At 64.1% G+C, this 26,643-nt stretch carries 24 protein-coding genes; 18 read left to right on the top strand and 6 right to left on the bottom strand.

The genetic code is table 11. The features are described from left to right. The first annotated feature begins 43 nt into the window (after positions 1 to 43). The 14 genes from EV663_RS12485 (at position 44) to dxs (ending at position 13,141) form a co-directional block, all read left to right on the top strand. Entirely contained in the window at positions 44 to 913 is an 870-nt protein-coding gene (locus EV663_RS12485; protein WP_132952347.1) for a polyprenyl synthetase family protein, read from the top strand. Further along, entirely contained in the window at positions 910 to 2,058 is a 1,149-nt protein-coding gene (locus EV663_RS12480) for a methyltransferase (protein WP_132952345.1), read from the top strand. The genes EV663_RS12485 and EV663_RS12480 overlap by 4 nt, the downstream gene beginning before the upstream one ends. A 119-nt stretch (positions 2,059 to 2,177) precedes the next feature. Further along, entirely contained in the window at positions 2,178 to 3,125 is a 948-nt protein-coding gene (bchC, locus tag EV663_RS12475; RefSeq protein WP_132952343.1) for a chlorophyll synthesis pathway protein BchC, read from the top strand. Continuing rightward, on the top strand, positions 3,115 to 4,116 hold the full coding sequence (locus EV663_RS12470; RefSeq protein ID WP_132952341.1) for a chlorophyllide a reductase iron protein subunit X: 1,002 nt from the start codon (positions 3,115 to 3,117) through the stop codon (positions 4,114 to 4,116). Before bchC ends, EV663_RS12470 begins: the two co-directional genes overlap by 11 nt. After that, positions 4,109 to 4,237, top strand: a complete 129-nt coding sequence (locus EV663_RS15980) for a hypothetical protein (protein WP_279432544.1) — start codon at positions 4,109 to 4,111, stop codon at positions 4,235 to 4,237. The genes EV663_RS12470 and EV663_RS15980 overlap by 8 nt, the downstream gene beginning before the upstream one ends. After that, complete coding sequence (gene bchY / locus EV663_RS12465) at positions 4,234 to 5,817, top strand: chlorophyllide a reductase subunit Y (RefSeq protein WP_132952339.1); 1,584 nt, start codon at positions 4,234 to 4,236, stop codon at positions 5,815 to 5,817. The genes EV663_RS15980 and bchY overlap by 4 nt, the downstream gene beginning before the upstream one ends. After that, complete coding sequence (gene bchZ, locus EV663_RS12460; RefSeq protein ID WP_132952337.1) at positions 5,817 to 7,298, top strand: chlorophyllide a reductase subunit Z; 1,482 nt, start codon at positions 5,817 to 5,819, stop codon at positions 7,296 to 7,298. Before bchY ends, bchZ begins: the two co-directional genes overlap by 1 nt. Then, positions 7,295 to 7,516, top strand: coding sequence for a cytochrome PufQ (gene pufQ / locus EV663_RS12455; protein WP_132952335.1), 222 nt, complete (start codon positions 7,295 to 7,297; stop codon positions 7,514 to 7,516). The genes bchZ and pufQ overlap by 4 nt, the downstream gene beginning before the upstream one ends. Before the next feature lie 126 nt (positions 7,517 to 7,642). Next, positions 7,643 to 7,789 carry a light-harvesting antenna LH1, beta subunit gene (gene pufB / locus EV663_RS12450; RefSeq protein ID WP_081532750.1) on the top strand — a complete coding sequence of 49 codons (147 nt, stop codon included), beginning with the start codon at positions 7,643 to 7,645 and terminating at the stop codon, positions 7,787 to 7,789. Between the two features lie 14 nt (positions 7,790 to 7,803). Further along, positions 7,804 to 7,968 carry a light-harvesting antenna LH1, alpha subunit gene (gene pufA / locus EV663_RS12445; protein ID WP_132952333.1) on the top strand — a complete coding sequence of 55 codons (165 nt, stop codon included), beginning with the start codon at positions 7,804 to 7,806 and terminating at the stop codon, positions 7,966 to 7,968. A gap of 143 nt (positions 7,969 to 8,111) precedes the next feature. Continuing rightward, complete coding sequence (gene pufL / locus EV663_RS12440; RefSeq protein ID WP_132952331.1) at positions 8,112 to 8,972, top strand: photosynthetic reaction center subunit L; 861 nt, start codon at positions 8,112 to 8,114, stop codon at positions 8,970 to 8,972. A 2-nt stretch (positions 8,973 to 8,974) separates the two neighbouring features. Continuing rightward, entirely contained in the window at positions 8,975 to 9,943 is a 969-nt protein-coding gene (gene pufM, locus EV663_RS12435; protein ID WP_132952329.1) for a photosynthetic reaction center subunit M, read from the top strand. 5 nt (positions 9,944 to 9,948) lie between these two features. Beyond that, positions 9,949 to 11,043, top strand: a complete 1,095-nt coding sequence (gene pufC / locus EV663_RS12430; RefSeq protein ID WP_132952327.1) for a photosynthetic reaction center cytochrome PufC — start codon at positions 9,949 to 9,951, stop codon at positions 11,041 to 11,043. A 181-nt stretch (positions 11,044 to 11,224) separates the two neighbouring features. Next, positions 11,225 to 13,141 (top strand): 1-deoxy-D-xylulose-5-phosphate synthase, encoded by a 1,917-nt coding sequence (gene dxs / locus EV663_RS12425; protein ID WP_132952325.1) that lies wholly within the window; start codon positions 11,225 to 11,227, stop codon positions 13,139 to 13,141. Positions 13,142 to 13,220: 79 nt separating this feature from the next. On the opposite strand, the gene idi is transcribed toward dxs, so the two are convergent. From idi to EV663_RS12395, 6 genes are read right to left on the bottom strand one after another with little or no spacing between them, the layout of a single operon-like run. Further along, on the bottom strand, positions 13,221 to 13,751 hold the full coding sequence (gene idi, locus EV663_RS12420) for an isopentenyl-diphosphate Delta-isomerase (RefSeq protein WP_132952323.1): 531 nt from the start codon (positions 13,749 to 13,751) through the stop codon (positions 13,221 to 13,223). Beyond that, positions 13,748 to 14,929, bottom strand: a complete 1,182-nt coding sequence (locus EV663_RS12415; RefSeq protein WP_132952321.1) for a geranylgeranyl diphosphate reductase — start codon at positions 14,927 to 14,929, stop codon at positions 13,748 to 13,750. Before EV663_RS12415 ends, idi begins: the two co-directional genes overlap by 4 nt. A 5-nt stretch (positions 14,930 to 14,934) precedes the next feature. Further along, positions 14,935 to 16,224, bottom strand: coding sequence for a BCD family MFS transporter (locus EV663_RS12410; protein ID WP_132952319.1), 1,290 nt, complete (start codon positions 16,222 to 16,224; stop codon positions 14,935 to 14,937). Then, the gene (gene chlG / locus EV663_RS12405) at positions 16,221 to 17,129 is read right to left on the bottom strand and encodes a chlorophyll synthase ChlG (RefSeq protein WP_132952317.1); all 909 of its coding nucleotides are present in this window, start codon (positions 17,127 to 17,129) and stop codon (positions 16,221 to 16,223) included. The genes EV663_RS12410 and chlG overlap by 4 nt, the downstream gene beginning before the upstream one ends. A 54-nt stretch (positions 17,130 to 17,183) precedes the next feature. After that, positions 17,184 to 18,608, bottom strand: coding sequence for a transcriptional regulator PpsR (ppsR, locus tag EV663_RS12400; protein WP_132952315.1), 1,425 nt, complete (start codon positions 18,606 to 18,608; stop codon positions 17,184 to 17,186). A gap of 38 nt (positions 18,609 to 18,646) precedes the next feature. Beyond that, positions 18,647 to 19,447 (bottom strand): cobalamin B12-binding domain-containing protein, encoded by an 801-nt coding sequence (locus EV663_RS12395; RefSeq protein WP_165910193.1) that lies wholly within the window; start codon positions 19,445 to 19,447, stop codon positions 18,647 to 18,649. 305 nt (positions 19,448 to 19,752) lie between these two features. On the opposite strand from EV663_RS12395, the gene bchF reads away from it, so the two are divergent. The 4 genes from bchF to EV663_RS12375 are packed head-to-tail and all read left to right on the top strand — an operon-like array spanning position 19,753 to position 26,642. Beyond that, entirely contained in the window at positions 19,753 to 20,247 is a 495-nt protein-coding gene (gene bchF / locus EV663_RS12390; protein ID WP_132952312.1) for a 2-vinyl bacteriochlorophyllide hydratase, read from the top strand. Beyond that, entirely contained in the window at positions 20,244 to 21,533 is a 1,290-nt protein-coding gene (locus tag EV663_RS12385) for a ferredoxin:protochlorophyllide reductase (ATP-dependent) subunit N (protein ID WP_132952310.1), read from the top strand. The genes bchF and EV663_RS12385 overlap by 4 nt, the downstream gene beginning before the upstream one ends. Then, on the top strand, positions 21,530 to 23,080 hold the full coding sequence (gene bchB / locus EV663_RS12380) for a ferredoxin:protochlorophyllide reductase (ATP-dependent) subunit B (RefSeq protein ID WP_132952308.1): 1,551 nt from the start codon (positions 21,530 to 21,532) through the stop codon (positions 23,078 to 23,080). The genes EV663_RS12385 and bchB overlap by 4 nt, the downstream gene beginning before the upstream one ends. Then, complete coding sequence (locus EV663_RS12375) at positions 23,070 to 26,642, top strand: magnesium chelatase subunit H (protein WP_132952306.1); 3,573 nt, start codon at positions 23,070 to 23,072, stop codon at positions 26,640 to 26,642. The genes bchB and EV663_RS12375 overlap by 11 nt, the downstream gene beginning before the upstream one ends. The last annotated feature ends 1 nt before the right edge of the window (position 26,643 follow it).

Below are 26,643 nucleotides of genomic sequence, written 5' to 3'. Positions count from 1 at the left end.
CCTGACAGATGGAACGGGACGAAACAGCACATGAGGGCCCTGCATGGACATCTCGGCGCGAATCGAAGCGGCCATCGGCAAGGCGATCGCAGAAGGGCAGGGGGGCGTTGCGCCGCCACGTCTGGCCTCGGCGCTGGACTATGCCGTGACGCCGGGCGGTGCGCGCATCCGTCCCACGCTGTGCCTGCATGTGGCTCTGGCCTGTGGAGATGACAAGCCTGCGCTGTCGGACGCGGCCGCGATCTCGATCGAGTTGATCCATTGCGCGAGCCTGGTGCATGACGACATGCCCTGTTTCGACGATGCCGATATCCGCCGGGGCAAGCCGGCGCTGCACAAGGCCTATGGTGAGCCGCTGGCGCTGTTGACGGGCGACAGCCTGATCACTGCAGGTTTCGAAGTGCTGGCGCGGGTGGGCGATGCGGACCCGAAACGCGCGCTGGAACTGATCCGCATCCTGGGCATTCGCACCGGCATGCCCTACGGCATCTGCGCCGGCCAGGGCTGGGAAAGCGAGGAACAGATCGACCTCAGCGCCTATCACAAGGCCAAGACCGGCGCGCTGTTCATCGCCGCGACCCAGATGGGCGCCGTGGCCGCCGGACAAGAGGCCGCCCCGTGGGAAGAGCTGGGCGACCGCATCGGCGAGGCGTTCCAGGTGGCCGACGACCTGAAGGACGCGCTGTTGAGTGCTCAGGACATGGGCAAGCCCGCCGGCCAGGACGCGGCCAATCACCGTCCCAGCGCCGTGGCCGAACTGGGCGTTCAAGGCGCCATCGACCGGCTGAACGACATCATGTCGGGGGCCATCGACGCGATCCCGTCCTGTCCGGGGCGGGATGACTTGGCGCAGATGGTGCGCAAGACCGCCGAGCGCCTTGTGCCGGCCAAGGCGATACAGGCCGCAGAATGACCGATATCATTTCCGACACGGCCCCCGCGCCAGGCTTGCGCGGGTTCTCTTGGCGCCGCTGGCGCAACCGCAAGATCGCCTCGCCCGGCTTTCAGGCCTGGGCCAGCAGGTTTTTCCTGACCCGCGGCCATTCGCGCCGAGAGGGGCAGCGCCTGTTCGACCTCGTTTCGGGCTTTGTCTACAGCCAAGTTCTGACTGCCGTGGTCGAACTTGACTTGCTTGAAGCCATTTGCGACGCGCCCGAGACCGCGACAGACCTCGGCAACAGCCGCGGCATCGCCCCTGACCGGATGGAGGCTCTCTGCCAGGCAGCCACCGGCCTGGGCCTGTTCGAGCGGGTCGGCGGGGGATACCAGCTATCGCCGCTTGGTGCGGCGCTGGTTGGGGCGCCGGGCGTGACCGACATGATCCGCCACCATCACGTGTTCTATCGCGACCTCGAAGATCCGGTTGCCCTGCTGCGCGGGGAAAAGGATACCGAACTTGCGCATTTCTGGCCCTACGTCTTTGGGGCGGGCGCGGCGGAAAGCCCCGAGATCGCAGAACGCTATTCGAAACTGATGGCCGACAGCCAGACGATGGTGGCCGAGGAAACCCTGCGCAGCGTGTCGTTTGACGGGATCACGCATCTGCTGGACGTGGGCGGAGGGACTGGCGCATTCCTGGCCGCGGTGGGCGCGGCGCATTCCGGGATGAAGATGACGCTGTTCGACCTGCCCGCCGTCATTCCCGCCGCCGAGGCGCGGTTCCGCGATCTGGGCATGTCGGGGCGGACCACGGTGATCGGGGGCAGTTTCCGCGACGACCCCTTGCCGCAGGGCGCCGACGCGATCTCGCTGATACGGGTATGTTTCGATCACGCCGATGACACGGTGCGCGCGTTGATGGCCAGGATACATGACGCCTTGCCGCCGGGCGGGCGTTTCATCGTGTCGGAGCCGATGGGCGGCGGGGTGAAACCTGAACGTTCGGGCGATGCCTATTTCGCGTTCTATTGCATGGCGATGCAGACTGGTAAGGTCCGCAGCCAGGCGCGGATCGCGCAAATGATGCGCGAGGCCGGGTTCGAGGGGGTCGAGATGCCGACGACCCGGCGCCCCTATGTCACCTCTGTTGTGACGGCGCGCAAGCCCGGGGCGACATAATAGATCCTGTCAAGCTGTCTAAAAAAGTTGACACTTTGGCCTGTCAGAATAAACTGACATCATCGTGAATGCACGTGAGTCCCGACTCTGATCGGGCGCAGCCAATCGGGAGACGCAGAATGGAGACGACCGCCGTCATCCTTCGGGGGCCTAGGGATATCGGGCTTGGCCGCCTGTCCCTGACAGAACCCGGCCCGCGGGACCTGGTGGTCGAGATCACCCATTCCGGCATTTCCACTGGCACCGAGAAACTGTTCTATACCGGCGAGATGCCGCCCTTTCCCGGCATGGGCTATCCGCTGGTTCCGGGCTACGAGGCCGCTGGCGAGATCGTCGCCGCCGGGCCCGAGACGAATTTCAAGGTGGGCGAACGGGTCTTCGTGCCCGGCGCGAACTGTTATGACGGGGCGTTCGGCCTGTTCGGCGGGTCGACCCGGCGGCTGGTGACCGATGCCAGCCGCGTGACGACGATCGACCCCGGCCTGGGCGCCGAGGGCGCGCTGCTGGCGTTGGCCGCGACCGCGCGCCACGCGCTGGCTGGCGTCGACAAGAAAATGCCCGAACTGATCGTGGGCCACGGCGTGCTGGGCCGCCTGTTGGCGCGGCTGACCATCGCCGCCGGCGCCCCCGCCCCCTCCGTATGGGAGATCAACCCCGACCGCGCCACCGGTGCGGAAGGGTACGAGGTGATCCATCCCGACAACGATTCGCGGCACGATTACCGGACCATCTACGATGCCTCCGGCAACGGTGCCCTTCTGAATGATCTCATCACCCGTATCGCCAAGGGCGGCGAGGTGGTGCTGGCGGGGTTCTACACCGCGCCGTTGTCCTTTGCCTTTCCCCCGGCCTTCATGAAAGAGGCCCGGCTGCGCATCGCCGCGGAATGGGAACGCGAGGATCTGATCGCGACGCGAACGCTGGTGGAATCCGGCGCGCTTTCGCTGGGGGGGCTAATCACCCACAGCGAACCGGCGGAAAAGGCCGCAGAAGCCTATGAAACCGCCTTCAACGATCCTGCTTGTCTGAAAATGATCCTGAACTGGGGAACCGTAAATGACGCTTGATGCCCCGAACATCAAAGACATCGACCAGCGCCTGCGTGACGAAGCGAACGAACCGCTGGACGAGGTGCCCGTGACCGAGCCTACGAAAAAGACGCAGATCATCGCGATCTACGGCAAGGGCGGGATCGGCAAGTCCTTCACCCTGGCGAACCTGTCCAACATGATGGCCGAACAGGGCAAGCGCGTGCTGCTGATCGGCTGCGACCCGAAATCGGACACCACGTCGCTGTTGTTTGGCGGCAAGGCCTGCCCGACGATCATCGAAACCTCCACCGCCAAGAAGCTGGCGGGCGAAGAGGTGCAGATCGGCGATGTCTGCTTCAAGCGGAACGGCGTTTTCGCGATGGAACTGGGCGGCCCCGAGGTCGGGCGCGGTTGCGGCGGGCGCGGCATCATCCACGGTTTCGAGCTGCTGGAAAAGCTGGGCTTCCACGACTGGGATTTCGACTATGTCCTGCTCGACTTCCTGGGCGACGTGGTCTGCGGCGGCTTCGGCCTGCCGATCGCGCGCGACATGGCGCAAAAGGTGATCCTGGTCGGCTCCAACGACCTGCAATCGCTATACGTGGCCAACAACGTCTGCTCGGCGGTGGAATATTTCCGCAAGCTGGGCGGTAATGTCGGCGTCGCGGGCCTGGTCATCAACAAGGATGACGGCACCGGCGAGGCGCAGGCCTTTGCCAAAGCGGTGGATATCCCGGTTCTGGCCGCGATCCCGCAGGACGAGGAACTGCGCCGCAAATCGGCCAATTACCAGATCGTCGGCACGAAAGAGGGCCCCTGGGGCGATCTCTTTGCCGGGCTGGCCGATGCCGTCGCCGATGCCCCGCCGATCCGGCCCAAGCCGCTGACCAATGACGGTCTGCTGGGCCTGTTCGCCCCCGAGGATGTGGGTGCGGATTTCGAACTGACGCCGGCAACCGATGCCGATATGCGCGGCAAGAATGCCAAGCCGAAAAAATCCCTCGAAGTGGTTTATGACGATGTTTGACCTTGATGAGTTGTCCCGGTGGGACGATGCGCTCAAGCGTCTTGCCCATTCGGATTTCGACGAGGAACGCAACGCTCGCGCCGACGAGGCCACGGCCCCTCGCGAGGTGGAGGACGCATGACCGAAGAGGTCAAATATGATGAGGCCCACGCCGCAGAGGTGATCGCGGACGCTGCCCCGGCGTCCGAGGCCGCCACTTGCGGCGGTGCCGATCCGGCGCTGGGCGACGGCATGGGCTGCCATGCCGGGGCCGATGAGATGGAGGCCGCCGCGCGCATGGCCGGGGCGTCCGAAATCCTCGATCAGTATCGCAAGGATTATCCGCAAGGCCCCCATGACAAACCGCAAAGCATGTGCCCCGCTTTCGGGTCGCTGCGGGTGGGCCTGCGGATGCGCCGTGTGGCGACCGTGCTGTCTGGCTCTGCCTGCTGCGTTTACGGGCTGACCTTCGTGAGCCATTTCTACGGCGCGCGGCGCTCGGTGGGCTATGTGCCGTTCAGCTCGGAAACGCTGGTCACCGGCAAGCTGTTCGAGGATATACGCGACGCGGTTCACGAACTGGCCGATCCGGCCCGTTATGACGCCATCGTTGTGACCAACCTCTGTGTGCCGACCGCCTCGGGCGTGCCGCTACGGCTGTTGCCCGACGAGATCAACGGCGTGCGGATCGTGGGAATCGACGTGCCCGGTTTCGGCATTCCAACCCATGCCGAGGCCAAGGACGTTCTGGCCGGCGCCATGCTGAACTATGCCCGGCGCGAGGCCGAGGCAGGCCCCGTCGCCGCCCCCGAGGGCGGCGTGTCGGATCGTCCTACCGTGACGTTGCTGGGCGAGATGTTCCCGGCTGATCCCATCGTGATCGGGCAGATGCTGGACCCGCTGGGCCTGGCCTGTGGCCCGGTCGTGCCGGCGCGCGAGTGGCGTGAACTGTATGCTGCGCTGGATTGCGGTGCGGTGGCGGCGATCCACCCGTTCTATACCGCGGCGATGCGCGAATTTGACGCCGCCGGACGCCCGATCGTGGGTTCTGCCCCGGTGGGGCATGATGGCACAGCCGCCTGGCTGGCGAATATCGGCGATGCCTTTGGCCTGCCGGCGGAAAAGGTCGCGCAGGCGCAGAACACCTTCCTGCCCGCGATCAAGGGTGCGTTGGCCGGGGCCCCGATCAAGGGCACCGTGACGCTGTCGGGGTATGAGGGTTCGGAATTGCTGGTTGCCCGGCTGCTGATCGAATCGGGGGCCAATGTTCCGTATGTCGGCACGGCCTGCGCCAAGACCAAGCAGTCCGAGGCCGACCGCGACTGGCTGGAATCCAGGGGCGTCAAGGTCAAGTTCCGTGCCTCGCTGGAGGATGACAAGGCCGCGATGGAAGCAATCCGCCCCGATCTGGCCATCGGCACCACGCCGGTCGTTCAGGCCGCGAAAGAGCTGGGCGTGCCCGGTCTCTACTTCACCAACCTGATCTCGGCCCGTCCGCTGATGGGGCCCGCCGGTGCGGGCAGCCTGGCGCAAGTGGTAAATGCGGCGATTGCGAACAAGGGCCGCATGGAATCGATGCGCGAGTTCTTTGAAGGTGTGGGCGAAGGGGACACCGCCGGCGTCTGGGAGGGAGACCCGAATCTCCATCCCGAATTCCGGGCTCTCCAGCAAAAGAAACTTGAAAAGAAACGTCGCGCCGACAAGGCGCAGGAGATGATCTGATGCTGGTGCTGGATCACGACAGGGCAGGGGGTTATTGGGGCGCGGTTTATGCGTTCTGTGCCACCAAAGGTCTGCAAGTGGTGATCGATGGCCCGGTCGGCTGCGAGAACCTGCCGGTCACTTCCGTCCTTCACTATACCGACGCGCTGCCGCCGCATGAATTGCCCATCGTCGTCACCGGCCTCGGTGAGGAAGAGCTGGGTCGCGACGGCACCGAGGGCGCGATGAAACGCGCCTGGAAAACGCTTGATCCTGCCTTGCCCGCGGTGGTGGTGACCGGATCGATCGCCGAGATGATCGGCGGCGGCGTCACGCCGATGGGCACGAACATACAGCGTTTCCTGCCGCGCACCATCGACGAGGACCAGTGGGAAGCCGCCGACCGCGCGATGACATGGCTGTTCTCGGAATTCGGCATGACCAAGGGCCGGATGCCCCCCGAGAAAAAGCGCGAAGAAGGTGCCAAGCCGCGAGTGAACATCCTGGGTCCGATGTATGGCGTGTTCAACATGCCGTCGGACCTGGCCGAGATTCGCCGCCTGATCGAGGGAATCGGCGCCGAGGTCAACATGGTGATGCCGCTCGGCGCGCACCTGGCCGAGATGCGCAACCTGGTGAACGCGGACGTCAATATCGTCATGTATCGCGAATTCGGCCGCAACCTGGCCGAGGTTCTGGGCAAGCCATATCTCCAGGCGCCGATCGGAATCGATTCGACGACCAAGTTCCTGCGCAAGCTGGGTGAACTGCTGGGCCTGGACCCTGAACCGTTCATCGCGCGCGAAAAGCACTCGACGATCAAGCCGGTCTGGGACTTGTGGCGGTCAGTGACGCAGGATTTCTTTGCGACGGCCAGTTTCGCGGTCGTTGCAAACGAGACATATGCGCGCGGTCTGCGCCATTTCCTTGAGACCGACATGGGTCTGCCCTGTGCTTTTGCGGTCGCTCGCAAGGCCGGCGCCAAGACCGACAATGCCGAGGTGCGCGCCCTTATGGGACAGAAGCGACCGCTGGTCGTGTTCGGCTCGATCAACGAGAAAATCTATCTCGCCGAGCTTTCCTCGGGGCATGGTCCAAAGTCGACTTTCATTCCGGCAGGCTTTCCCGGTGCCGCGATTCGCCGCGCCACCGGAACGCCATTTATGGGTTACGCTGGAGCGACTTACGTCATTCAGGAGGTGTGCAACTCGTTGTTCGATGCGCTGTTCCACATCCTGCCGCTGGGGTCGGAAATGGATTCGGCCTCGGCAACGCCGACCCGGCTGCGCCGCGATTTTCCGTGGGACGACGACGCCCAGGCGCTGCTCGATCGAATCGTGGCCGAGCATCCGGTGCTGACCCGCATCTCCGCCGCCAAATCCCTGCGCGATGCTGCCGAAAAAGCCGCACTCGAACAGGGGGCAGAACGGGTGGTGGTCGAAACTGTCGCGGCGCTTTCGCCCGAAAGTTTCGGTAGTCTTTCAAAAGGAGAGAGCAAATGACCGATCAAACTTCCGACGTCCAGATCGCGCGTGCGCACCGGCCGCCGAAAGCGGAATTCACGGTCTATTTCGCGATCATCTTTCTTGCCGCCCTGCCGGTGGCCGCGATCACGTGGCTGCTGACCCTGGTGCGGCAGGGGAACCTGAAAACAAAGGGGCCGATCTCGCGGGCATGGAGCCAGGCGCGGATCATCACCCCCATGATCTTTTCTGCCTGAGCAATCAGGCAGGTCACCGATTTCGCCCATCCCCCCGGTTGGGCGAAGGCTGGCAGGGCATGGTGCCTTGCTGGAACCCGGCCGCCGGGGTGCGCGGCATCAGTCTGACGATCCGGAGGAAAGTTAATGGCTGAATCTGATCTGTCGTTCTCGGGTCTTACCGACGAGCAGGCGCAGGAAGTGCATGCTGTCTACATGAGCGGGCTTTGGCTGTTCTCGGCCGTCGCCGTCCTTGCTCACCTGGCAGTTTACATCTGGCGTCCGTGGCTCTGAGGAGGGTCTGAACTATGGCAAAATTCTACAAGATCTGGATGATCTTCGACCCCCGTCGCGTGCTTGTCGCGCAGGGTGTCTTTCTCTTCCTGCTGGCGGTGATGATTCACCTCTTCGTGCTCAGCAACCCCTACTTCAACTGGCTGACCGTGGCCGCCGAGAAGGCCGCTGGCGCATAAGTCGCCCGGTCTTTCAGGGGTTAGCACCTGGAAGTGACACAATCGCTGCGGGCGGAAGCCCCGATCTTCCGCCCGCAGCTATCGCGAAGAACAAGGACGGCTGAGGCCCACACGGACACGGCCGCCATTTGCGGAGACAGACGATGGCACTGCTCAGTTTTGAGAGAAAGTATCGCGTCCGTGGAGGGACGCTCATCGGTGGCGATCTGTTCGACTTTTGGGTGGGGCCTTTCTATGTAGGCTTCTTCGGAGTTACGACGATCTTCTTCGCCACCCTCGGGACAATCTTGATCCTTTACGGCGCGTCGATGCAGGGGACGTTCAACCCCTGGACGATCCATATCGCGCCGCCGGATCTCAGCTACGGTCTCGGCATTGCGCCGCTCGCAGAGGGCGGGCTCTGGCAATTCATCACCGTCTGCGCCATCGGCGCATTCATCAGTTGGGCACTGCGCGAGGTCGAGATCAGCCGAAAGCTGGGCATTGGCTATCACGTGCCGATCGCATTTGGCGTTGCGATCTTTGCCTACCTGACGCTCGAAGTTTTCCGCCCGCTCCTGATGGGTGCGTGGGGTCATGCCTTCCCGTACGGCATCTTTAGCCACCTCGATTGGGTGTCGAACACGGGTTATGCGTATCTGCACTTCCACTACAACCCGTTCCACATGCTGGGCGTGACACTGTTTTTCACCACCTGTCTGGCGCTTGCCATGCATGGTGGCCTGATCCTGTCGGCCTGTAACCCCGAAAAGGGCGAAGAGGCCAAGACGCCGGATCACGAAGACGCCTATTTCCGCGATTACATCGGCTATTCGATCGGGACGCTCGGCATCCACCGTCTTGGCTGGCTGCTGGCGATGAACGCCGTGTTCTTCTCGGCCGTTTGTATCATCATCTCCGGCCCGCTCTGGACTGAAGGTTGGCCCGAGTGGTGGACCTGGTGGAGCAACATGCCGATCTGGCCCGATATCGCGCCGGCCGGTGCTGGCCAAGGGGGAATGTAATCATGGCTGAGTATCAGAACATCTTCACTCAGGTTCAGGTCCGTGGTCCCGGCGACTGGGGCATGGACAATGAGAACAACCTGATGGAAGAGCGCGTCGGCGGGATCGGCAGCTTTTCGATCCTCGGCTGGCTGGGTAACGCACAGCTCGGGCCCATCTACCTGGGCTATTCGGGGGTTGCCTCGCTTTTCGCCGGTGCTGTTGCGTTTTTCATCATCGGGCTCAACATGCTGGCCCAGGTCGACTGGTCGATCGTGCAGTTCCTGCGCCAGGGTTTCTGGTTGGCGCTGGAGCCCCCGAGCCCGGAATACGGGCTTCAGTTCCCGCCGCTGCATGATGGCGGCTGGTACATGATCGCAAGCTTCTTCTTGCTGTTCTCGGTGCTGGCGATGTGGGTTCGGACCTACCGCCTGGCGGCAGAGCACAAGATGGGCAAACATATCGCCTGGGCCTTTGCGGCCGCGATCTGGCTGTTCCTGGTTCTGGGCCTTTTCCGCCCGATCCTGATGGGGAGCTGGTCGGAAATGGTGCCCTATGGCATCTTCCCGCATCTCGACTGGACCACGGCGTTCTCGATCCGCTACGGCAACCTCTACTACAACCCGTTCCACGCGCTTTCGATCGCGTTCCTCTACGGCTCTGCCCTGCTGTTCGCCATGCATGGTGGCACCATCCTCGCCGTGACCCGCTTTGGCGGTGACCGCGAGCTGGAACAGATCTATGACCGCGGCACCGCGGCCGAGCGCGGGGCGCTGTTCTGGCGCTGGACCATGGGCTTCAACGCCACCTTTGAGGGCATTCACCGCTGGGCATGGTGGTTCGCTGTTCTCACCCCGATCACGGGCGGGATCGGCATCCTGTTGACCGGCACGGTTGTCGACAACTGGTTCATCTGGGCCCAGGAGCATCACTTCGCGCCCTCGTACGACCAACCCTATGGCTTTGAAGCCTACATGGGGCAAGGAGGCTGAGGATCATGCTGAAACTACCCAAATGGTTCTTCCAATGGAGCGAGGAGAACCCCACTGACATCATCGGCCCCGCGGTTCTCGTGGGTACGGTGACGACGGGGGCGGCGGTTGCGGCGCTGATCGTGGCCTTCGACAATCCCTACCGTACTGAGGACGTCCAGACCGGCCCGCGCGGCATCGGCATGGCCATGTCCAAATTCGTGGAAGAGAACCCGCAATACGACGAGTACGAAGAGACCTATGTCGCCTTCGATCGCGTCGAAGCGGCGGAGGGCACGCCCACCGCGGCAGAGGCCTATGGCGATGTCATCGCCTTCGGCGACATGGACCAGGCCAATTTCGATCAGCTCACCAAGGCGATGAGCGCCTGGACCGGTACGGAAATCTCGCTGGTCAACAGCGAGGATGCCGACCAGACCAAGCTGGCCATCACCAAGAACTGCATCGAGGCCACGCAGTATCTCAACGACTCCTGGGATACGCATAACCTGGCGTCGGACGGGATTGGCGTGAACTGTTACACCTGCCACCGCGGTCAGCCGACGCCTCCGGGTTCGTGGCTGAAAGCGGGCGCGGTCAACAGCGCGGCCGAGGGTTGGAGCGCGGTACAAAACCGCCTGTTGACCTATGAGGGGTCGCATACGGCGACCGATTTCGTTCACAAGTACACGCAGAGCGAATACACCTCTCTGCCCGTGGACGCGGTCGAAAAGTTCCTGCTGGATGGCGAGTCGATCAAGGTTCACGACCTTGAAAGCCGCGTCGCCCAACAGCCGGGCGACCCGACCTGGCAGGATGCCGAGCGGACCTTCAGCCTGATGAACCACCAGTCGAACGCGCTGGATGTGAGCTGTGTCTACTGCCACAACACCCGCGCCTTCTACGACGCCACCCAGGTGACGCCGCAATGGTCCATCACGACACTGGCCCAGCAGATGGCGATCGACATCAACCAGGTCTTCTACGAGCCCCGCTCGGAGATTCTGGGTCGCGAATCTGCCAAGGTGAACTGCATGACCTGCCACATGGAAGTCATCAGCCCGCTGAATGGCCGCAACATGGTCGCGGAATGGCCCGAACTGGCCACCATGACCGATTGACCGAACATGGCCGGGGCGGCGCCTGCCGCCCGGCCAACCAGGATCGGGTTCCTGCGGGAGCCCGGTATTCGGGGCCTCCACACCCCGGTTCCCTTCCTGTCAGACACAGGACACTGGCGCCGTGTGGAGACGTTTCCACACGGCGCATTTTTGTTGTGAAACGCGCGCAGGAGACAACGAGATGACCAAGCCGTTGACCCCCACACTGGATCGGGTCGCGGGCCCGGCAGACCTCAGGGGCATGAGCCAGGGAGAGCTGGTGCAGCTTGCCCGCGACGTGCGCCACGAGGTGATTTCCAACGTATCGCAAACCGGCGGCCACCTCGGGTCGTCGCTGGGCGTTGTGGAACTGACGGTCGCGCTGCACGCGGTGTTCAACACGCCGTTTGACAAGCTGATCTGGGATGTCAGCCACCAATCCTATCCGCACAAGATCCTGACCGGGCGGCGTGACCGGATGCATACGCTGCGCCAGGGCGGTGGGCTGGCCGGGTTCTGCAAACGGACCGAGAGCGAATACGACGCCTTTGGCGCCGGGCACAGCTCGACCTCGATCTCGGCGGCGGTCGGGTTTGCCATAGGTCGCGACATGGGACAGCCCACGGGCGACGCCATCGCGGTGATCGGCGACGGGTCGATCAGTGCGGGCATGGCCTACGAGGCGCTCAATCATGCCGGCCATCTGGGCAAGCGGATGTTCGTTATCCTGAACGATAACGAGATGTCGATCGCGCCGCCGGTTGGCGCGATGTCGAAATATCTTTCGGGTCTTTACGCGGGCACCCCCCTGGGCAAACTCAAGGACGTGGCCGAGGGGTTCGAGGCCGCGCTGCCCGGCCCCATCCGCGAGGGTGCGCGCCGCGCCCGGCAATTGGTCACCGGGTTTCCCGGTGGTGGCACGCTGTTCGAGGAATTGGGCTTCGACTATATTGGGCCGATTGACGGGCACGACATGGGGCAGTTGCTGACCGTGCTGCGCGCGGCGCGGGCACGTGCCTCTGGGCCGGTGCTTATCCATGTCTGCACGGTCAAGGGAAAGGGCTACAAGCCCGCCGAGATCGCCGCCGACAAGTATCACGGCGTGTCGAAATTCGATGTCGATTCCGGCACCCAGAAGAAAAGCAAGAGCAACGCCCCCTCTTATACCTCGGTCTTCGGCAAGACGCTGACCGACGAGGCCGCCCGCGATTCGCGAATCGTGGCGATCACCGCGGCGATGCCGTCGGGGACCGGGCTGGATATCTTGCAAAATCGTTTCCCGCAGCGCGTGTTCGACGTCGGGATCGCCGAACAGCACGCCGTGACCTTTGCCGCGGGCATGGCGGCGGCGGGGTTGCGGCCGTTTTGCGCCATCTATTCGACCTTCCTGCAACGCGGGTATGACCAGATCGTGCATGACGTGGTGTTGCAAAATCTGCCGGTACGATTCGCCATCGACCGGGCCGGACTGGTGGGCGCGGACGGGTCGACCCATGCAGGGGCTTTTGACGTGGCGTTCCTGTCGAACCTGCCTGGCATGACCGTCATGGCGGCAAGCGACGAGGCCGAACTGGTCGATATGGTTGCCACCGCGGCGGCCTATGACGAGGGGCCGATCGCCTTTCGCTATCCCCGCGGCGAGGGTGTCGGGGCCGAGATGCCGGAACGCGGGCGCATCCTGGAAATCGGCAAGGGCCGCGTGGTGAAACAGGGTACGCAACTGGCCTTTCTGACCTTGGGCCCGGCATTGGCCGATGCGCTTAAGGCTGCCGAGGCGCTAGAGGCGCGGGGCATTTCCGTTACCGTGGCCGATGCCCGCTTTGCCAAGCCGATGGACACTGACCTGATCGCGCAACTTGTGGACAACCACGCTGCCGTGGTGACCGTCGAACATGGCGCAGAGGGTGGATTCGGCGCCATGGTGTTGCATTGGCTGGCCCGGACCGGGCGGCTGGACAACGGCTGTGCAATCCGGACCATGACACTGCCCGACATGTTCATCGAACAGGCCAGCCCTGACGCGATGTATGCCGAGGCCGGCCTGACCGTGGCCGACCTTGCCGATACCGCGTTGACCGCATTGGGCGTTGCGCCGGGGCATTTCGCGAAACCCGCCTGAACGGACAGTCATGAACCGACAGGGCCCGGTGCATCGGCACCGGGCCCTGTCCATGCAAACTACGCAGGCGCGCGCAAGATCAGGCCGGGGACAGGTCCCCGAAAATGCTCTCGGCGTGCTTGTCGAGGTAGATCCTTAGCCAGGGGGTGAACGCCTCGGGCCGGGCCTGCACCTCGCGGGCAAGATCGGGCAGGGAGACCCAGCGCACCTCCATCACCTCCTCCGGGTTCAGATCCCATGACAGGGAAGATGTCGCCGGCGCAACAAAGATATCGACGACCTCGTGTTCGATCAGCCCGCCGCCCACATCGGCGCGGTATTCCACCGTTTCGCGGAAATCGAGGTCCAGGCCGGAAATGCCCAGTTCCTCTTTCAGCCGCCGCCGCGCGCAATCCTCGGACGATTCCCCGAATGCCGGATGGGTGCAGCAGGTATTCGCCCAGAATCCGGGCGTGTGATACTTGCCCAGTGCCCGGCGTTGTATCAGCACCCGGTCGCCATCCATCACGAAAACGGAAATCGCCTTGTGCCGCAGGCCCTTTTGATGGGCCTCCAGCTTTTCCACGGGGGTCAGTTCGCCGTTCACCCAGGCCGGGATCATCTCGGTCATACGAATTCGGGCCGCACCAGGCCGGTCAGGTGGGCGACGTTCTTGATGCCGATCTTGAGATGTGCCAACGGCCGCTTTTTCGTCAGCTTCTTGTTCATGTAGGATTCAAAGGTCAGTTTCTGCACGTCGACATCGTGGCACAGTGACACGAAACGTTCGCGGCGCACGTCGCTGTGGTAATAGGCGTCCTGCATGCTTTGCAGCGCGCGGAAGGTCATCTTGTGATCCTTCATGAATTGCGCGCGGGCGAGTTTCAGGTCCGACGCCCGCCCCGAGGCCAGCGCCGCCGACACCGCCATCGCGCCGATCCGCCCGCCATACATTGCATAATAGATACCCTCGCCCGAGGACGGTGCCACGGTGCCCGCGGCATCGCCCACCACGACCACGTCGCGCCCGTTGTCCCAGCGGTCCATCGGCCGCAGCGGGATCGGCGCGCCCTCCTTGCGGATCGTTTCGGCCTGGTCAAGCCCCGACATCTTGCGCAGATCGGCGGTGGCCTGTTTCAGGTCGAACCCGTCGACGCCGGTGCCCATGCCCACTGAACAGGTATGCCCATGCGGGAACACCCAGCCATAGAAATCGGGGCTGATCCGGCCGTCATAGATCACGTCGCAGCGGTTGGGCTGGTAGTTACCGACCGCCATCGGCGCGTCGATGATCTCGTGATAGGCGATCACGTAAGGGATCTTGTCGCCGCCGGGCACCTCGGCGCGGGCGACATCCGACCGCGCCCCATCGGCCCCGATGATGAATTTCGTCTGCAACCGCACCTCATCGCGGCTTTGCTTGTCTCGGTAGACGAGAAAGGTCTTTTCCTCTTCCCGCTCGACCCGCAGGAAGGTGCCGGTGTGTCGGTGCGCGCCAGCCTTTTCCGCGCGGTCGCGCAGGAAAGGGTCGAAATCCTTGCGGTCTACCATGCCGACGAACCCGTTCTCGATCGGGATGTCGACATAGCGGCCCGAGGGCGAGATCATGCGGGCGGTATCCACCTTGGCGACAAGCTGCGCGTCCTGGATGTCGAAATCGCGCATCAGGCGCGGCGGGATCGCGCCGCCGCAGGGCTTGATTCGTCCCTCGCGGTCCAACAGGGCCACGTTCTTGCCCGACCGGGCCAGGTCCTCGGCCGCCGTGGCCCCGGCCGGGCCACCTCCGACAACGACAACGTCATAGATCATTTGCATCACTCCCCTGGCACAAGGCCCGCGTTTTCCGTTGAGGGTTTGTTCGAATCTATGATCCTCAGCGCCATCCATGCGGACAGCACGAAAAGGACCGCTTCGGTCATGAATACCAACCCGAAGGCGGGGGCATCTTCCATGATCTGGCGCAAGCCATCGACGGCGGCTGCGCCCAACAGCCCGCCGAACCCCGCGGCAATCGCCTGCGCCGCGCCCCACAGGCCCATGCGCGTGCCTTCGCGGGCGTCGCGCCCTTCGCCGGCCAGCGCCATCATCGTGCCGATCGCGGCGACCGCGAACATCCCGTTGAAAAAGCCCATCACGACAACCGCCGGCATCAGCGGCAGGCCGGCATCCAGATTGCCCAGGCTCGCCACCAGCCCCAGCGCCGCGGCAGAGCCCAGGCATCCCGCGATCACCCAGTTGCGCAGCGAGCCGAAGCGCAGGACCGAGGTGCTGACGCCCACCAGCACCATGCCGAGGAACACGCCGCCGTTCTGCGCGCCCGAAAGCTGTGTCGATTGTCCCGGCGTATAGCCAAAGACGAGGCCCGAATAGGGTTCGAGGATGAGTTCCTGCATGAAATAGGCCGACATCGACAGGAACACGAACAGGGTAAAGATGCGCGCGCGCCGTTCGGCCCAGACCTCGCGAAAGCCGTCGAGAAAGGGCATCTCGTCGGGCTCGCGCTGCGCGACGACGCGCCGTTCGATCCCCCAGACGGCCAGCGCGGTCAGAACCACCGCGCCGCCGGTGACGATGGCCACGATCTTCATCAGCAGGGCAGGGGTATAGGGGTCAAGAAACGCGCCCACCGTACCTGCGGTGATCGCAATGCCCGCGATCATCATCAGCCAGGTGATCGTGGCCGCCGCGCCACGCCGTTCGGGCGCGGTCGCGGTCGCCAGCAGCGCCAAGAGCGAGGTGCCAGAGGCCGCGACACCCAACCCGATCAGCCCGTAGGCCAGGATCGACAGCGCCAGGCCCGCCCAGAAACTCGTCCCGAACAACAAAACGCCCGCTGCCGCGCCATAGCCCCCCAGCGCAAGGATGATCATGCCAGCGATGATGAAACGCGTGCGCTGGCCCTTGGTGTCGGACATGAAGCCCCAACTGGGCCGTGTAATCTGGATTCCGTAATGAAACGCCACCAGCAAGCCGGGCAGCACGGCGGGCAGGGCGTATTCCACCACCATCAGCCGGTTCAGCGTCGAGGTCGTCAGCACCACGATGGCGCCCAGGCACATCTGCACCAGACCCAGCCGGACGATCTGAAGCCAGCTTAGCGTCATGCGCCGACCCCCAGGCTGCGGATCGCAAAGGCCGAGATCATCATGCCCGACACGTAAAGGACGACGCCGACCCCGTTATACCAGGGCGCCTTGCCCTTGGGGTCTTTCATCATCACCGACATGGCCCAGAACTGCACCAGCAGCACGGCGGTTACGCCCGCGGCATGGAACGGACGATCCCAGAGCCACAGCAGCGCGATCACGACAACCTGCGGCACGGTCATCACGATACTGGCCACCCAGGCTGCCTTTTCGGGGCCGAGCGTCACGGGCAGCGAATTCACCCCTGTTGCGCGGTCGCCCTCCAGCGCCTTGAAATCGTTGAGCGTCATGATGCCGTGCGCGCCGATGCCATAGAGCAGCGCGATGATGACGACGTAGATCGAGGGCGCACCGGCACTCAGCACCGCCGCACCGGTAAACCAGGGCAGCGTTTCATAGGACAGGCCCACCAGGCCCGGCCCCCACCAGCCCGATTTCTTTAGCCGGACCGGTTCAGCCGAATAGGCCCAGGCCGCGGCGACGCCCAGGATCGTTGCGACGAATCCCCAGGGGCCCAGTTGCCAGCCGATCAACAGCGCCAGCACCGACATGAACAGCGCCTGGTAAAGCCCCCACCGCCCCGGGATGCGCCCCGAGGGGATCGGGCGGTCGGGTTCGTTGATCGCGTCGACATGGCGGTCGCACCAGTCATTGGCGGCCTGGCTCATCCCGCAGACCACCGGACCGGCCAGCACGATGCCCAGGATCACCAGCCCCGGCTTTTCCAGGGGCGAGACGCCCGAGGAAACGGTGCCGCACAGATAGGCCCACATCGGCGGGAACCACGTGACCGGGTGCAGAACCGTCAGCATCGCGGCCGGTTCGGGAAAACGTCGGGTCTGGGGTTGCGGGATGTCAGTCATGTCTTTCGCACGATCTCCATGCCCCTTGGGGGGCTTGATATCCTTGGGCCGGGTTCAATGGTCGGCACCGTCTCGGGCCAGAAGGCCGTATTTGCGCAGTTTCACGTAAAGGCTCTGGCGCGACAGCCCCAGCATCTCGGCGGCGGCGACGCGGTTGTTTCGCGTCAGTTCCACCGCCGTTTCGATGCACATCTTTTCCACCACGTCGGTGGTTTCGGCGACGATATCCTTCAGCGTGGCCGAACCGACCAGTTCCATCACCGACCGCATCGCATCGTCGGACACGGCAACGCCGGGCTTGCGCACGACCTCCATCCGGCTGGCATCACGGATGATAAAGACGATGGCGGGGCTGGCCTGGTCGGCGAGGTAGGTCGCCGATATTTCGACCGAGACCTGCGCGCCATATTCACCCGAGAGTTTCGTGGCGAACATCCGCATCTGCCCGGTGCGCGTGGCGTTTTCCACCAAGACCCGCAGATCGACGCTTCCCCGTACCAGGAAATCGCCCAGCGAGCGGCCCTTGACCGTTGAAAGCTGAGAGGAATCCGTCAGGCCCAGGAAACTTTCATTGGCCGACAGGATCACGCCGTCGCGGTCGGTGAACACGATCGCGTCCACGCCGTGATGATACATCGCCTTGAGACCGCCGGTCATCTCGTCATCCGTCTGCACGGCGGTTGCGACAGGATCCAGGCGGCACAGCACCAGCCGCTCGCCCGCGGCGCGAAAGGCAATGGCGGTCAGGCGAACGGCCTGCCCGGTGCGGCGGGTTTCCAGGTCAAGTGGCCGGGCTTCGTCATCCGTGGCGGCGCGGGTCAGGGCCTCCATGAATTCGGCGCGGCGGCGGCCCTCGAATTCCTGGACAAGAGAGCTGCCGATCAGGTCATTGCGCCCCAGGCCCAGTAACTCGCACGCCACCGGGTTGGCATCGACGACCCGGCCCGATTTCGCCCCGACAAAGAGAAAGGCATCGCGCGTGGCCTCGGTCAGAACGCGATAGCGGGTGTCGTATTCGCGCTGGGTTTCATAATCCCGTTCCAGCGCCATCTGCGCCTCGATCAGTTGCATCTGCATCTCGGCGATGGGGCGCAGGTCGCGGCCCAGCATCAGCAGAACGCTTTCGTCGGGGCCGATGCGATGGAAGGAATAGCGCACGGGGAAATCCCAGCCTTCGCCCTCGGCATGGTTCAACTCGACCAGCCGGTCGCTATCGCCGCCACCGGCCAGCAGTTCGAGCCGGGCCTCAAGCTTCGGGCGGCTGTCCTCGGTCAGGATGTCGCGGATATTCTGCCCTTCCCAGTGGTCAAGCTGACCAAAGGCACGGTGGGTGCGGTTGACGAGAGCCGAGAGGATCTTGCCCTCCCGGGTGATCACCAGCGACAGGTCGGCAGCCGTGGCAATGATCTCGCCCAGCATCTCGGGGGCGATCAGCGGTATGGCGCCGCTGCTCCAGTATTTCGTGCCCCGTGACGTCACCGTCTGCTCCCCGGCCTGGCCGGCCGCCCGTTCATGGTTCAACCTCGTACCGCGCCGTCGGGCGCAGTTTGCACGGGCGCTTGCAGGCCACACAGCCTGAGCGCCTCTTTCGGATCGGATGTCGCGTGATCCGCCCCTGTCAGGGCGCACAGATCTTGTGTGCCATCGACCACGCGCCCGCCGATGACGATTGGTACCGGGCCGGGCGCCACCTTGCGCATGTTGTCGATCAGGGCCCGTGCGCCGATGATCTTTTGCCGGCACGACAGCGACAGCGCAATCATGTCGAATTGCCGCGTTGCCACCTTTTGCAGGATTTCCTCTTCGGTCTGTCCCACACACAGGCAGACCGACAGGCCCAGGCGTCGCAACTGGCTGGCGGCGGTCATGCCGCCCAGGGTGTGAAATTCCTCGATCGGCACGATCAGCATGATGTTGGGTGTTTCGCGCCCCTGCATACAGTCGACGCCCCATGGCTCGCCCATCTCGCGCAGCATCGCCTGAAGCCGGGCGGTGCCGATGGTGACATCGGCAAAGCTGAGTTCGTCGCGCGACCAGCGCTCGCCTAGTTCGCGGGCGGCAGCGGGGATGTAACATTCCAGGATGGTGCCCGCGTTCAGGCCGCGCCGGCGCAGGTCCGAGACAGAGTCGGTGCGGATCGATTTGCCCCCGCGCAGCAGATCGGCGCAGAAATGCGACAGCACGTCCTCGTCCACCGTCTGCGCGCACAGGCCCGACCGATGGGCCAGCGCCGACAGAACCTGGCTTGCCAGCGACTCGACCTCGTCGTGATGCGCGGGGGCGTTCTCTGCGGCGAGGCGGCGGTGTTGATCAGCCATCGCGCACCCCGTTCCCACAGGCGGCCCCACAGGCGGCGCGGATTCGCGGCGCGCTTTGCCGCACCCGGTCGACACCCTGTTCCACGTTGTCAAAGCCGATTGACACTTGACCGCCCCCATGCCGCGAGGAATCAAGATTTAACGCCCCAAGTCCATTGAAATACGTGACTTTTCCAGGCATCTTGCCGCCAGGCCAATTCCTCGTTCCGCGTCAAGTGTAGACGCAAAGAGTGTAAATTACAATTGACACTTTCTGCCGCGCGGGGCTAACGTTCCCCCGCCACCGCCTGTCAGGGAGTCGGAGGATGTCGGACAAGACCGGGCACGCCAAGAAGGTGTACCAGCTCTATACGCCGGAGGAGCGCCGGCGCCGCGATGAAACCGTCTGGACCGTTGTCCAGGGCGTTCTGGCGCCGCTGCAATTCCTGGTGTTCCTCGTGTCTCTGGCGCTTGTCGTCCGCTATCTGCTGACCGATGCGGGATACACCGCCGCGACCATCTCTGTCGTGATCAAGACGCTGGTTCTGTATACGATCATGATCACCGGCGCGATCTGGGAAAAGGTCGTGTTCGGCAAGTACCTGTTCGCGCCCGCCTTCTTTTGGGAGGACGTGTTCTCGATGCTGGTGATCTTCTTGCACACGCTCTACATATGGGCGCTGTTCACCGGCAATGTTGGCCCGACCGGGCAGATGTTCATCGCGCTGGCAGCTTATGCCGCCTACGTCGTAAACGCCGCCCAGTTCATCTGGAAACTGCGCATGGCCCGCCTTCAGGGCCAGGCCGAGGCAATCGCATGACCGATTTCACCCCCCAGCCCCCGGCCGCGGGCTGCCGCAACGCGCCCGTGTTGAAAGAACGCGGTCAGCGCGAGGTTTTCTGCGGCCTGACCGGCATCATCTGGCTGCATCGCAAGATGCAGGATGCGTTCTTTCTGGTCGTGGGCTCGCGCACCTGTGCGCATCTGCTGCAATCGGCCGCAGGCGTGATGATCTTTGCCGAGCCGCGCTTCGGCACCGCGATCCTTGAGGAAAAGGATCTGGCGGGGCTGGCCGACGCGAATGCGGAACTCGACCGTGAGGTTGATCGCCTGCTGTCGCGCCGCCCTGATATCAAGCAGCTGTTCCTGGTCGGGTCCTGCCCGTCCGAGGTGATCAAGCTGGACCTGCACCGTGCCGCCGAACGGTTGACCGAACGGCACGCGCCGCATGTGCGGGTGATGAACTATTCCGGCAGCGGGATCGAGACGACCTTCACCGAGGGCGAGGATGCCTGCCTGGCCACGATGGTGCCGACCCTGCCCGACACGGAGGAGCGGCAGCTTCTGCTGGCCGGTGCGCTGCCCGATGTGGTCGAGGATCAGGCGGTGTCGCTGCTGAGCGCCATGGGGATCGAGCCGATCCGCTGCCTGCCCGCCCACCGCGCCGCGGAAACGCCGGGGGTGGGGGCGAACACCGTGGTTGCCCTGACCCAGCCCTTCCTGAACGAGACCGCCGCGCTGCTGGAACGGCGCGGGGCAAAGATCCTGTCCGCGCCCTTCCCGTTTGGCGAGGAGGGCACGACCGCCTGGCTGTGGACCATCGCGCAGGAATTCGGCGTCCCGGCCGAAACCTTTGCCAAGGTCACCGATGCGCCGCGCGCCCGCGCGCGCAAGGCGATTGCCGCGGCGAAGGAAACGCTGGACGGCAAGTCGATCTTCTTCTTCCCCGACAGCCAGCTGGAAATCCCGCTGGCGCGCTTTCTGACCCGCGAATGCGGGATGAAGGCGGTCGAGGTCGGCGCGCCCTTCATCAACAAGCAGATCGTCGGCCCCGACCTGGACCTGCTGGCCGAGGGGCCGGTGATCTCTGAAGGGCAGGACGTGGATCTGCAACTGGACCGCTGCCACGCCGCGCGGCCCGACCTGACCGTTTGCGGGCTTGGCCTGGCCAACCCGCTGGAGGCCGACGGCCTGTCGACGAAATGGGCGATCGAGTTGGTCTTTACCCCGGTTCATCTGTACGAACAGGCGGGCGATCTGGCGGGGCTGTTCGCCCGGCCGCTGCGCCGCCGGGACATCCTGTCCGATCTGGAGGGCGCGGCATGAAGCTGACCGTCTGGACCTACGAGGGCCCGCCGCATGTGGGCGCGATGCGCGTCGCCACGGGCATGAAGGGTCTGCACTACGTGCTGCACGCGCCGCAGGGCGACACCTATGCCGACCTGCTGTTCACCATGATCGAGCGGCGCAACCACCGCCCGCCGGTCAGCTACACCACCTTCCAGGCCCGCGACCTGGGCGCGGATACGGCGAACCTGTTCAAGACCGCGCTGCACGATGCGCATGAACGGTTCAAGCCGCAGGCGATGATCGTCGGTTCCTCCTGCACGGCCGAACTGATCCAGGACGACCCCGAGGGCATGGCCGCGACCATGGACCTGGGCATCCCGATCATCCCGCTGGAACTGCCCAGCTATCAGCGGAAAGAGAATTTCGGCACGGATGAAACCTTCTTCCAGATCGTCAAGCGTCTGGCGGGGCCGATGGACCGCACCGCCCATGTGTCGGCCAACCTGATCGGCCCCACCGGCCTGGGCTTCCGCCACCGCGACGACATCGTCGAGGTGACCGCCCTGCTGGAGGAAATGGGGATCAGCGTCAACGTGGTCGCGCCCATGGGGGCCACGCCGCAAGACATCACGCAGATGGGCCAGGCCCATTTCAACGTGCTGATGTATCCCGAACATGCCGAGGCCGCGGCGCGCTGGATGGAACGCAACCTGGGCCAGCCCTACACGAAAACGGTGCCGATCGGCGTCGGCGCGACCCGCGATTTCATCAAAGAAGTGGCGCAGATCGCAGGGGTGGAGCCCAAGGCCGACGATAGCCGCCTGCGGATGCCGTGGTATTCGAAATCGGTCGACTCCACCTACCTGACCGGCAAGCGCGTGTTCCTGTTCGGCGACGCGACCCATGTGAAATGCATGGCCCGCATGGCCCGCGACGAGATGGGTTTCGAGGTGGTCGGGCTTGGCTGCTACAACCGCGAATTTGCCCGCGATATCCGGGCCCTGGCCAAGGACTACGGCGTCGAGGCGCTGATCACCGATGATTACCTTGAGGTCGAGAAGACCATCGAGGATCTGGCGCCCGAGATGATCCTGGGCACCCAGATGGAGCGTCACATCGGCAAGCGTCTGGGCATCCCCTGCGCCGTGATCTCGGCGCCGGTCCATGTGCAGGACTTCCCCGCCCGCTACTCGCCCGTCATGGGCTGGGAGGGTGCCAACGTGATCTTCGACACGCTGGTGCACCCGCTGGTGATGGGGCTGGAGGAACACCTGCTGCACATGTTCCGCGAGGATTTCGAATTCCACGACGAGGCCGGCGCCTCGCACCATGGCGGCGCGGCCAAGCTGCGCGACATGGATGCCCCCGCGCCGGAACCCCAAACCGCCCAGCCCGTCGCCGCGCAGGCCCCGGCCGAGGGCGATATCGTCTGGCTGACCGATGCCGAGAAGGAATTGAAGAAGATCCCCTTCTTCGTTCGCGGCAAAGCCAAGCGGAACACCGAGAAATTCGCGCTCGAAAAGGGCGTGCACGAGATCAGCGTCGAAACCTTGTATGAGGCAAAGGCCCACTATGCGCGATAACCGTGATGTCCCCGGCTACCGTGTCGTCATTGTCACGCTGGATTCCCATTCCGCTGGCCCAGCCGAGCGTGTGACGGAACGGCTGGCCGACGATTTCCCCGGATTGCAGGTGTCGGTCCACGCCGCGGCCACCTGGGCGGAAAACCCCGAGGCCCTGGCCATGGCCAAGGACGATGTTCGCCATGGCGACATCATCATCGCCAACCTTCTGTTCATCGAGGAACATATCACCGCCATCCTGCCAGAGTTGCAGGCGCGGCGTGATCATTGCGATGCGATGATCGGCGTGATCGCGGACAAGCAGATCGTCCAACTTACCCGTATGGGCGAACTGGACATGATGAAACCCGCCTCGGGCCCGATGAAGCTGTTGAAAAAACTGCGCGGCTCTGGCGATGACAAACAGCCCCGCAATGGCGGCGAAAAGCAGATGGCGATGCTGCGCCGCCTGCCCAAGATGCTGAAATACGTGCCCGGAAAGGCGCAGGATCTGCGCGCGTGGTTCATGACCATGCAGTATTGGCTGGGCGGCTCGGATGACAATGTCGAGCAGATGGTGCGGTTTCTCGTGTCGCGCTATGCCCACGAAAAGGCATGGCGCGGGGCAAAATCCGAGGCGCCGGTCGAATATCCCGAGGTGGGGCTTTACCATCCCGACCTGCCCCATGGCATTGCGACCGAGGTGACAGAGCTTCCGGCGCCGGCCGAACCGGTGGCGACGGTGGGCATCGTGATGATGCGATCCTATATCCTGGCTTCGGATACCGCGCATTACGACGCGGTGATCAGGGCACTGGAAGAACGCAATATCCGCGTGATCCCGGCCTTTGCCGGTGGATTGGATGCGCGTCCGGCGATCGACACCTATTTCAAGGGCGAAGATCGCGTTCACATCGACGCCATGCTGTCGCTGACCGGGTTCAGCCTGATCGGCGGGCCCGCCTATAATGACAGCGAAGCCGCGGTCGAGGTATTGAGCGCGCTTGATGTTCCCTATGTTGCTGCGCATCCCCTGGAATTCCAGACCCTGGCGCAGTGGAGCGAATCCTCGGGCGGTCTGGGGCCGGTGGAAACCACGATGCTGATCGCCCTGCCGGAGCTGGACGGCGCGATTTCGCCCTGTGTTTTCGGCGGCCGCCATGGCCCCGAGGGGTGCCAGGGCTGTCCGGTCGATTGCAGCCACAAGGGCGGCCAATCCAAGGACATGGCCCCCTGTTCGGAACGTGTCGCGATTCTGGCCGCGCGGGTTGAACGCCTGGCCCGCCTGCGCCGATCCAAGGTGGCCGATCGAAAGGTCGGCGTGATCCTGTTCGGCTTCCCCCCCAATGCGGGCGCGGTGGGCACGGCGGCCTACCTGTCGGTGTTCGAAAGCCTGTTCAACACGCTCAACCGGATGAAGGCAGAGGGCTACCAGGTGGGCGAACTGCCCGCCACAGTCGACGAGTTGCGCACCGCCATCCTCGAAGGAAATGCCAAGCAATTCGGCCAAGAGGCAAATGTCTGCGCCCATGTCTCGGCCGATGACATCGTGCGCGGTACGCCCTGGCTGAAAGAGATCGAAGATGTCTGGGGTCCTGCGCCCGGCAAGATCCGCTCCGACGGGCGCGGCGTGTTCGTCTTGGGTCATGAATTCGGCAATGTTTTCGTGGGGGTTCAGCCGACCTTCGGCTACGAGGGCGACCCGATGCGGTTGCTGTTCGAAAAGGGCTTTGCGCCCACCCATGCCTTCAGCGCCTTTTACCTTTGGCTCAAGAACACGTTCCGCGCAGATGTGCTGTTGCATTACGGGATGCACGGGGCCCTGGAATTCATGCCGGGCAAGCAGGCGGGGATGGGCTTTCGCGACTGGCCGGACCGGCTGATCGGCGACATGCCGAATGTCTATCTCTATGCCTCGAACAACCCGTCCGAGGCGACGCTGGCCAAGCGGCGGTCGAATGCCGTGACCATTACCCACCTTACGCCCCCGCTGGCGGCCTCTGGCCTTTACAAGGGCTTGCAGGAACTCAAGGACAGCCTGACACGCTGGCGCAAGACCGAACCGGGCAGCCTCGAACAGGCCGACCTGGAAGAGCTGATCAACATGCAGGCCGAGGCCGTGGACATGGGCGGCACCCCGCCCGAACAGCTCTGGCTGAAACTCCTGGAAACCGAGGACGCGCTGATCCCCGACGGACTGCACGTCGTCGGCCGCCCGATCACCGACCAGGAACGGGCCGAACACCTGCGGGTGATGTGCGACGTGGATGATGAGACCCGCGAAAAGGTCGATCACTGGCTGCAACAGGACACCGAACTGCCCGCGATCATGCGTGCGCTTGCGGGCCGTTATATCCAGCCCGTGCCCGGTGGCGACCTGATCCGCTCGGCCGAGGTGCTGCCGACGGGGCGCAACATCCACGCCTTCGACCCGTTCCGCATGCCGACCCAGTTCGCCATGCAAGAGGGTACGAAACAGGCGCAGAAACTGCTGGAGGCCGCCGAGACGCTGCCGCGGTCCGTCGCGATGGTCCTGTGGGGGTCGGACAACATCAAGTCCGACGGTGGGCCGATCGCACAGGCGATGGCGCTGATGGGGGCTAAACCGCGGTTCGACAGCTATGGCCGCCTGTCGGGCGCCGACCTGATCCCGCTGGAGGATCTCGGCCGCCCGCGCATCGACGTGGTGATGACGCTGTCGGGCATTTTCCGCGACCTGCTGCCGTTGCAGACCCGGATGCTGGCCGAGGCTGCCTGGAAAGCGGCAAGCGCCGAGGATGAGCCGCTGGAAATGAACTTCATCCGCGCCCATTCCCTGGCCCATGCCGAGAAGATGGGCGTCGATCTGGAAACCGCGGCGCTTCGCGTCTTTTCCAACGCCGAAGGGGCCTACGGGTCCAACGTCAATGCGCTGGTCGATAGCGGCGCCTGGGGCGACGAGGACGAACTGGCCGACGCCTACGAGGCGCGCAAGAGTTTTGCCTATGGCCGCGACGGCAAGTCCAAGGCCAACCCGGCGTTGTTGCAACAGACGCTCAAGGATGTTGATGTCGCGTATCAGAACCTCGAAAGCGTGGAACTGGGCGTCACCACCGTCGACCACTATTTCGACACGCTCGGGGGCATTTCCCGCGCCGTCAAACGCGCCAAGGGGACCGAGGCTGCCGTTTTCATCGGGGACCAGAACCGCGGCGAGGGCAAGGTACGGACGCTGAAAGAGCAGGTCGATCTTGAAACCCGGTCGCGCAGCCTGAACCCGAAATGGTTCGAGGGCATGCTGAAACACGGGCACGAAGGCGTGCGCCAGATCGAGGCGCAGGTCACCAACACCCTGGGATGGTCGGCCACAACCGGCCAGGTGGAGCCTTGGGTGTATCAACGGTTGTCGGAAACCTTTGTCCTGGACGAAGAGATGCGCAAACGGCTGGCGAACCTGAACCCTGCGGCGTCCGCCCGCATGGCCAACCGCCTACTTGAAGCGCACGACCGGGACTATTGGCAGCCCGACGCCGAAACCCTGGCCGCGCTGCAGGCCGCGGCCGATGAGCTGGAAGACCGGCTCGAAGGAATCGCGGCCGAGTAGA

Source organism: Rhodovulum bhavnagarense (assembly GCF_004343505.1).
Taxonomy (GTDB): domain Bacteria; phylum Pseudomonadota; class Alphaproteobacteria; order Rhodobacterales; family Rhodobacteraceae; genus Rhodovulum; species Rhodovulum bhavnagarense.
This window is presented reverse-complemented; position numbering and strand designations above follow the sequence as displayed.

Coding starts and splice junctions, on each gene's coding strand:
- EV663_RS12485 (WP_132952347.1), top strand. CDS start 44: ATGGACATCTCGGCGCGAATCGAAGCGGCCATCGGCAAGGCGATCGCA.
- EV663_RS12480 (WP_132952345.1), top strand. CDS start 910: ATGACCGATATCATTTCCGACACGGCCCCCGCGCCAGGCTTGCGCGGG.
- bchC (WP_132952343.1), top strand. CDS start 2,178: ATGGAGACGACCGCCGTCATCCTTCGGGGGCCTAGGGATATCGGGCTT.
- EV663_RS12470 (WP_132952341.1), top strand. CDS start 3,115: ATGACGCTTGATGCCCCGAACATCAAAGACATCGACCAGCGCCTGCGT.
- EV663_RS15980 (WP_279432544.1), top strand. CDS start 4,109: ATGTTTGACCTTGATGAGTTGTCCCGGTGGGACGATGCGCTCAAGCGT.
- bchY (WP_132952339.1), top strand. CDS start 4,234: ATGACCGAAGAGGTCAAATATGATGAGGCCCACGCCGCAGAGGTGATC.
- bchZ (WP_132952337.1), top strand. CDS start 5,817: ATGCTGGTGCTGGATCACGACAGGGCAGGGGGTTATTGGGGCGCGGTT.
- pufQ (WP_132952335.1), top strand. CDS start 7,295: ATGACCGATCAAACTTCCGACGTCCAGATCGCGCGTGCGCACCGGCCG.
- pufB (WP_081532750.1), top strand. CDS start 7,643: ATGGCTGAATCTGATCTGTCGTTCTCGGGTCTTACCGACGAGCAGGCG.
- pufA (WP_132952333.1), top strand. CDS start 7,804: ATGGCAAAATTCTACAAGATCTGGATGATCTTCGACCCCCGTCGCGTG.
- pufL (WP_132952331.1), top strand. CDS start 8,112: ATGGCACTGCTCAGTTTTGAGAGAAAGTATCGCGTCCGTGGAGGGACG.
- pufM (WP_132952329.1), top strand. CDS start 8,975: ATGGCTGAGTATCAGAACATCTTCACTCAGGTTCAGGTCCGTGGTCCC.
- pufC (WP_132952327.1), top strand. CDS start 9,949: ATGCTGAAACTACCCAAATGGTTCTTCCAATGGAGCGAGGAGAACCCC.
- dxs (WP_132952325.1), top strand. CDS start 11,225: ATGACCAAGCCGTTGACCCCCACACTGGATCGGGTCGCGGGCCCGGCA.
- idi (WP_132952323.1), bottom strand. CDS start 13,751: ATGACCGAGATGATCCCGGCCTGGGTGAACGGCGAACTGACCCCCGTG.
- EV663_RS12415 (WP_132952321.1), bottom strand. CDS start 14,929: ATGATCTATGACGTTGTCGTTGTCGGAGGTGGCCCGGCCGGGGCCACG.
- EV663_RS12410 (WP_132952319.1), bottom strand. CDS start 16,224: ATGACGCTAAGCTGGCTTCAGATCGTCCGGCTGGGTCTGGTGCAGATG.
- chlG (WP_132952317.1), bottom strand. CDS start 17,129: ATGACTGACATCCCGCAACCCCAGACCCGACGTTTTCCCGAACCGGCC.
- EV663_RS12395 (WP_165910193.1), bottom strand. CDS start 19,447: ATGGCTGATCAACACCGCCGCCTCGCCGCAGAGAACGCCCCCGCGCAT.
- bchF (WP_132952312.1), top strand. CDS start 19,753: ATGTCGGACAAGACCGGGCACGCCAAGAAGGTGTACCAGCTCTATACG.
- EV663_RS12385 (WP_132952310.1), top strand. CDS start 20,244: ATGACCGATTTCACCCCCCAGCCCCCGGCCGCGGGCTGCCGCAACGCG.
- bchB (WP_132952308.1), top strand. CDS start 21,530: ATGAAGCTGACCGTCTGGACCTACGAGGGCCCGCCGCATGTGGGCGCG.
- EV663_RS12375 (WP_132952306.1), top strand. CDS start 23,070: ATGCGCGATAACCGTGATGTCCCCGGCTACCGTGTCGTCATTGTCACG.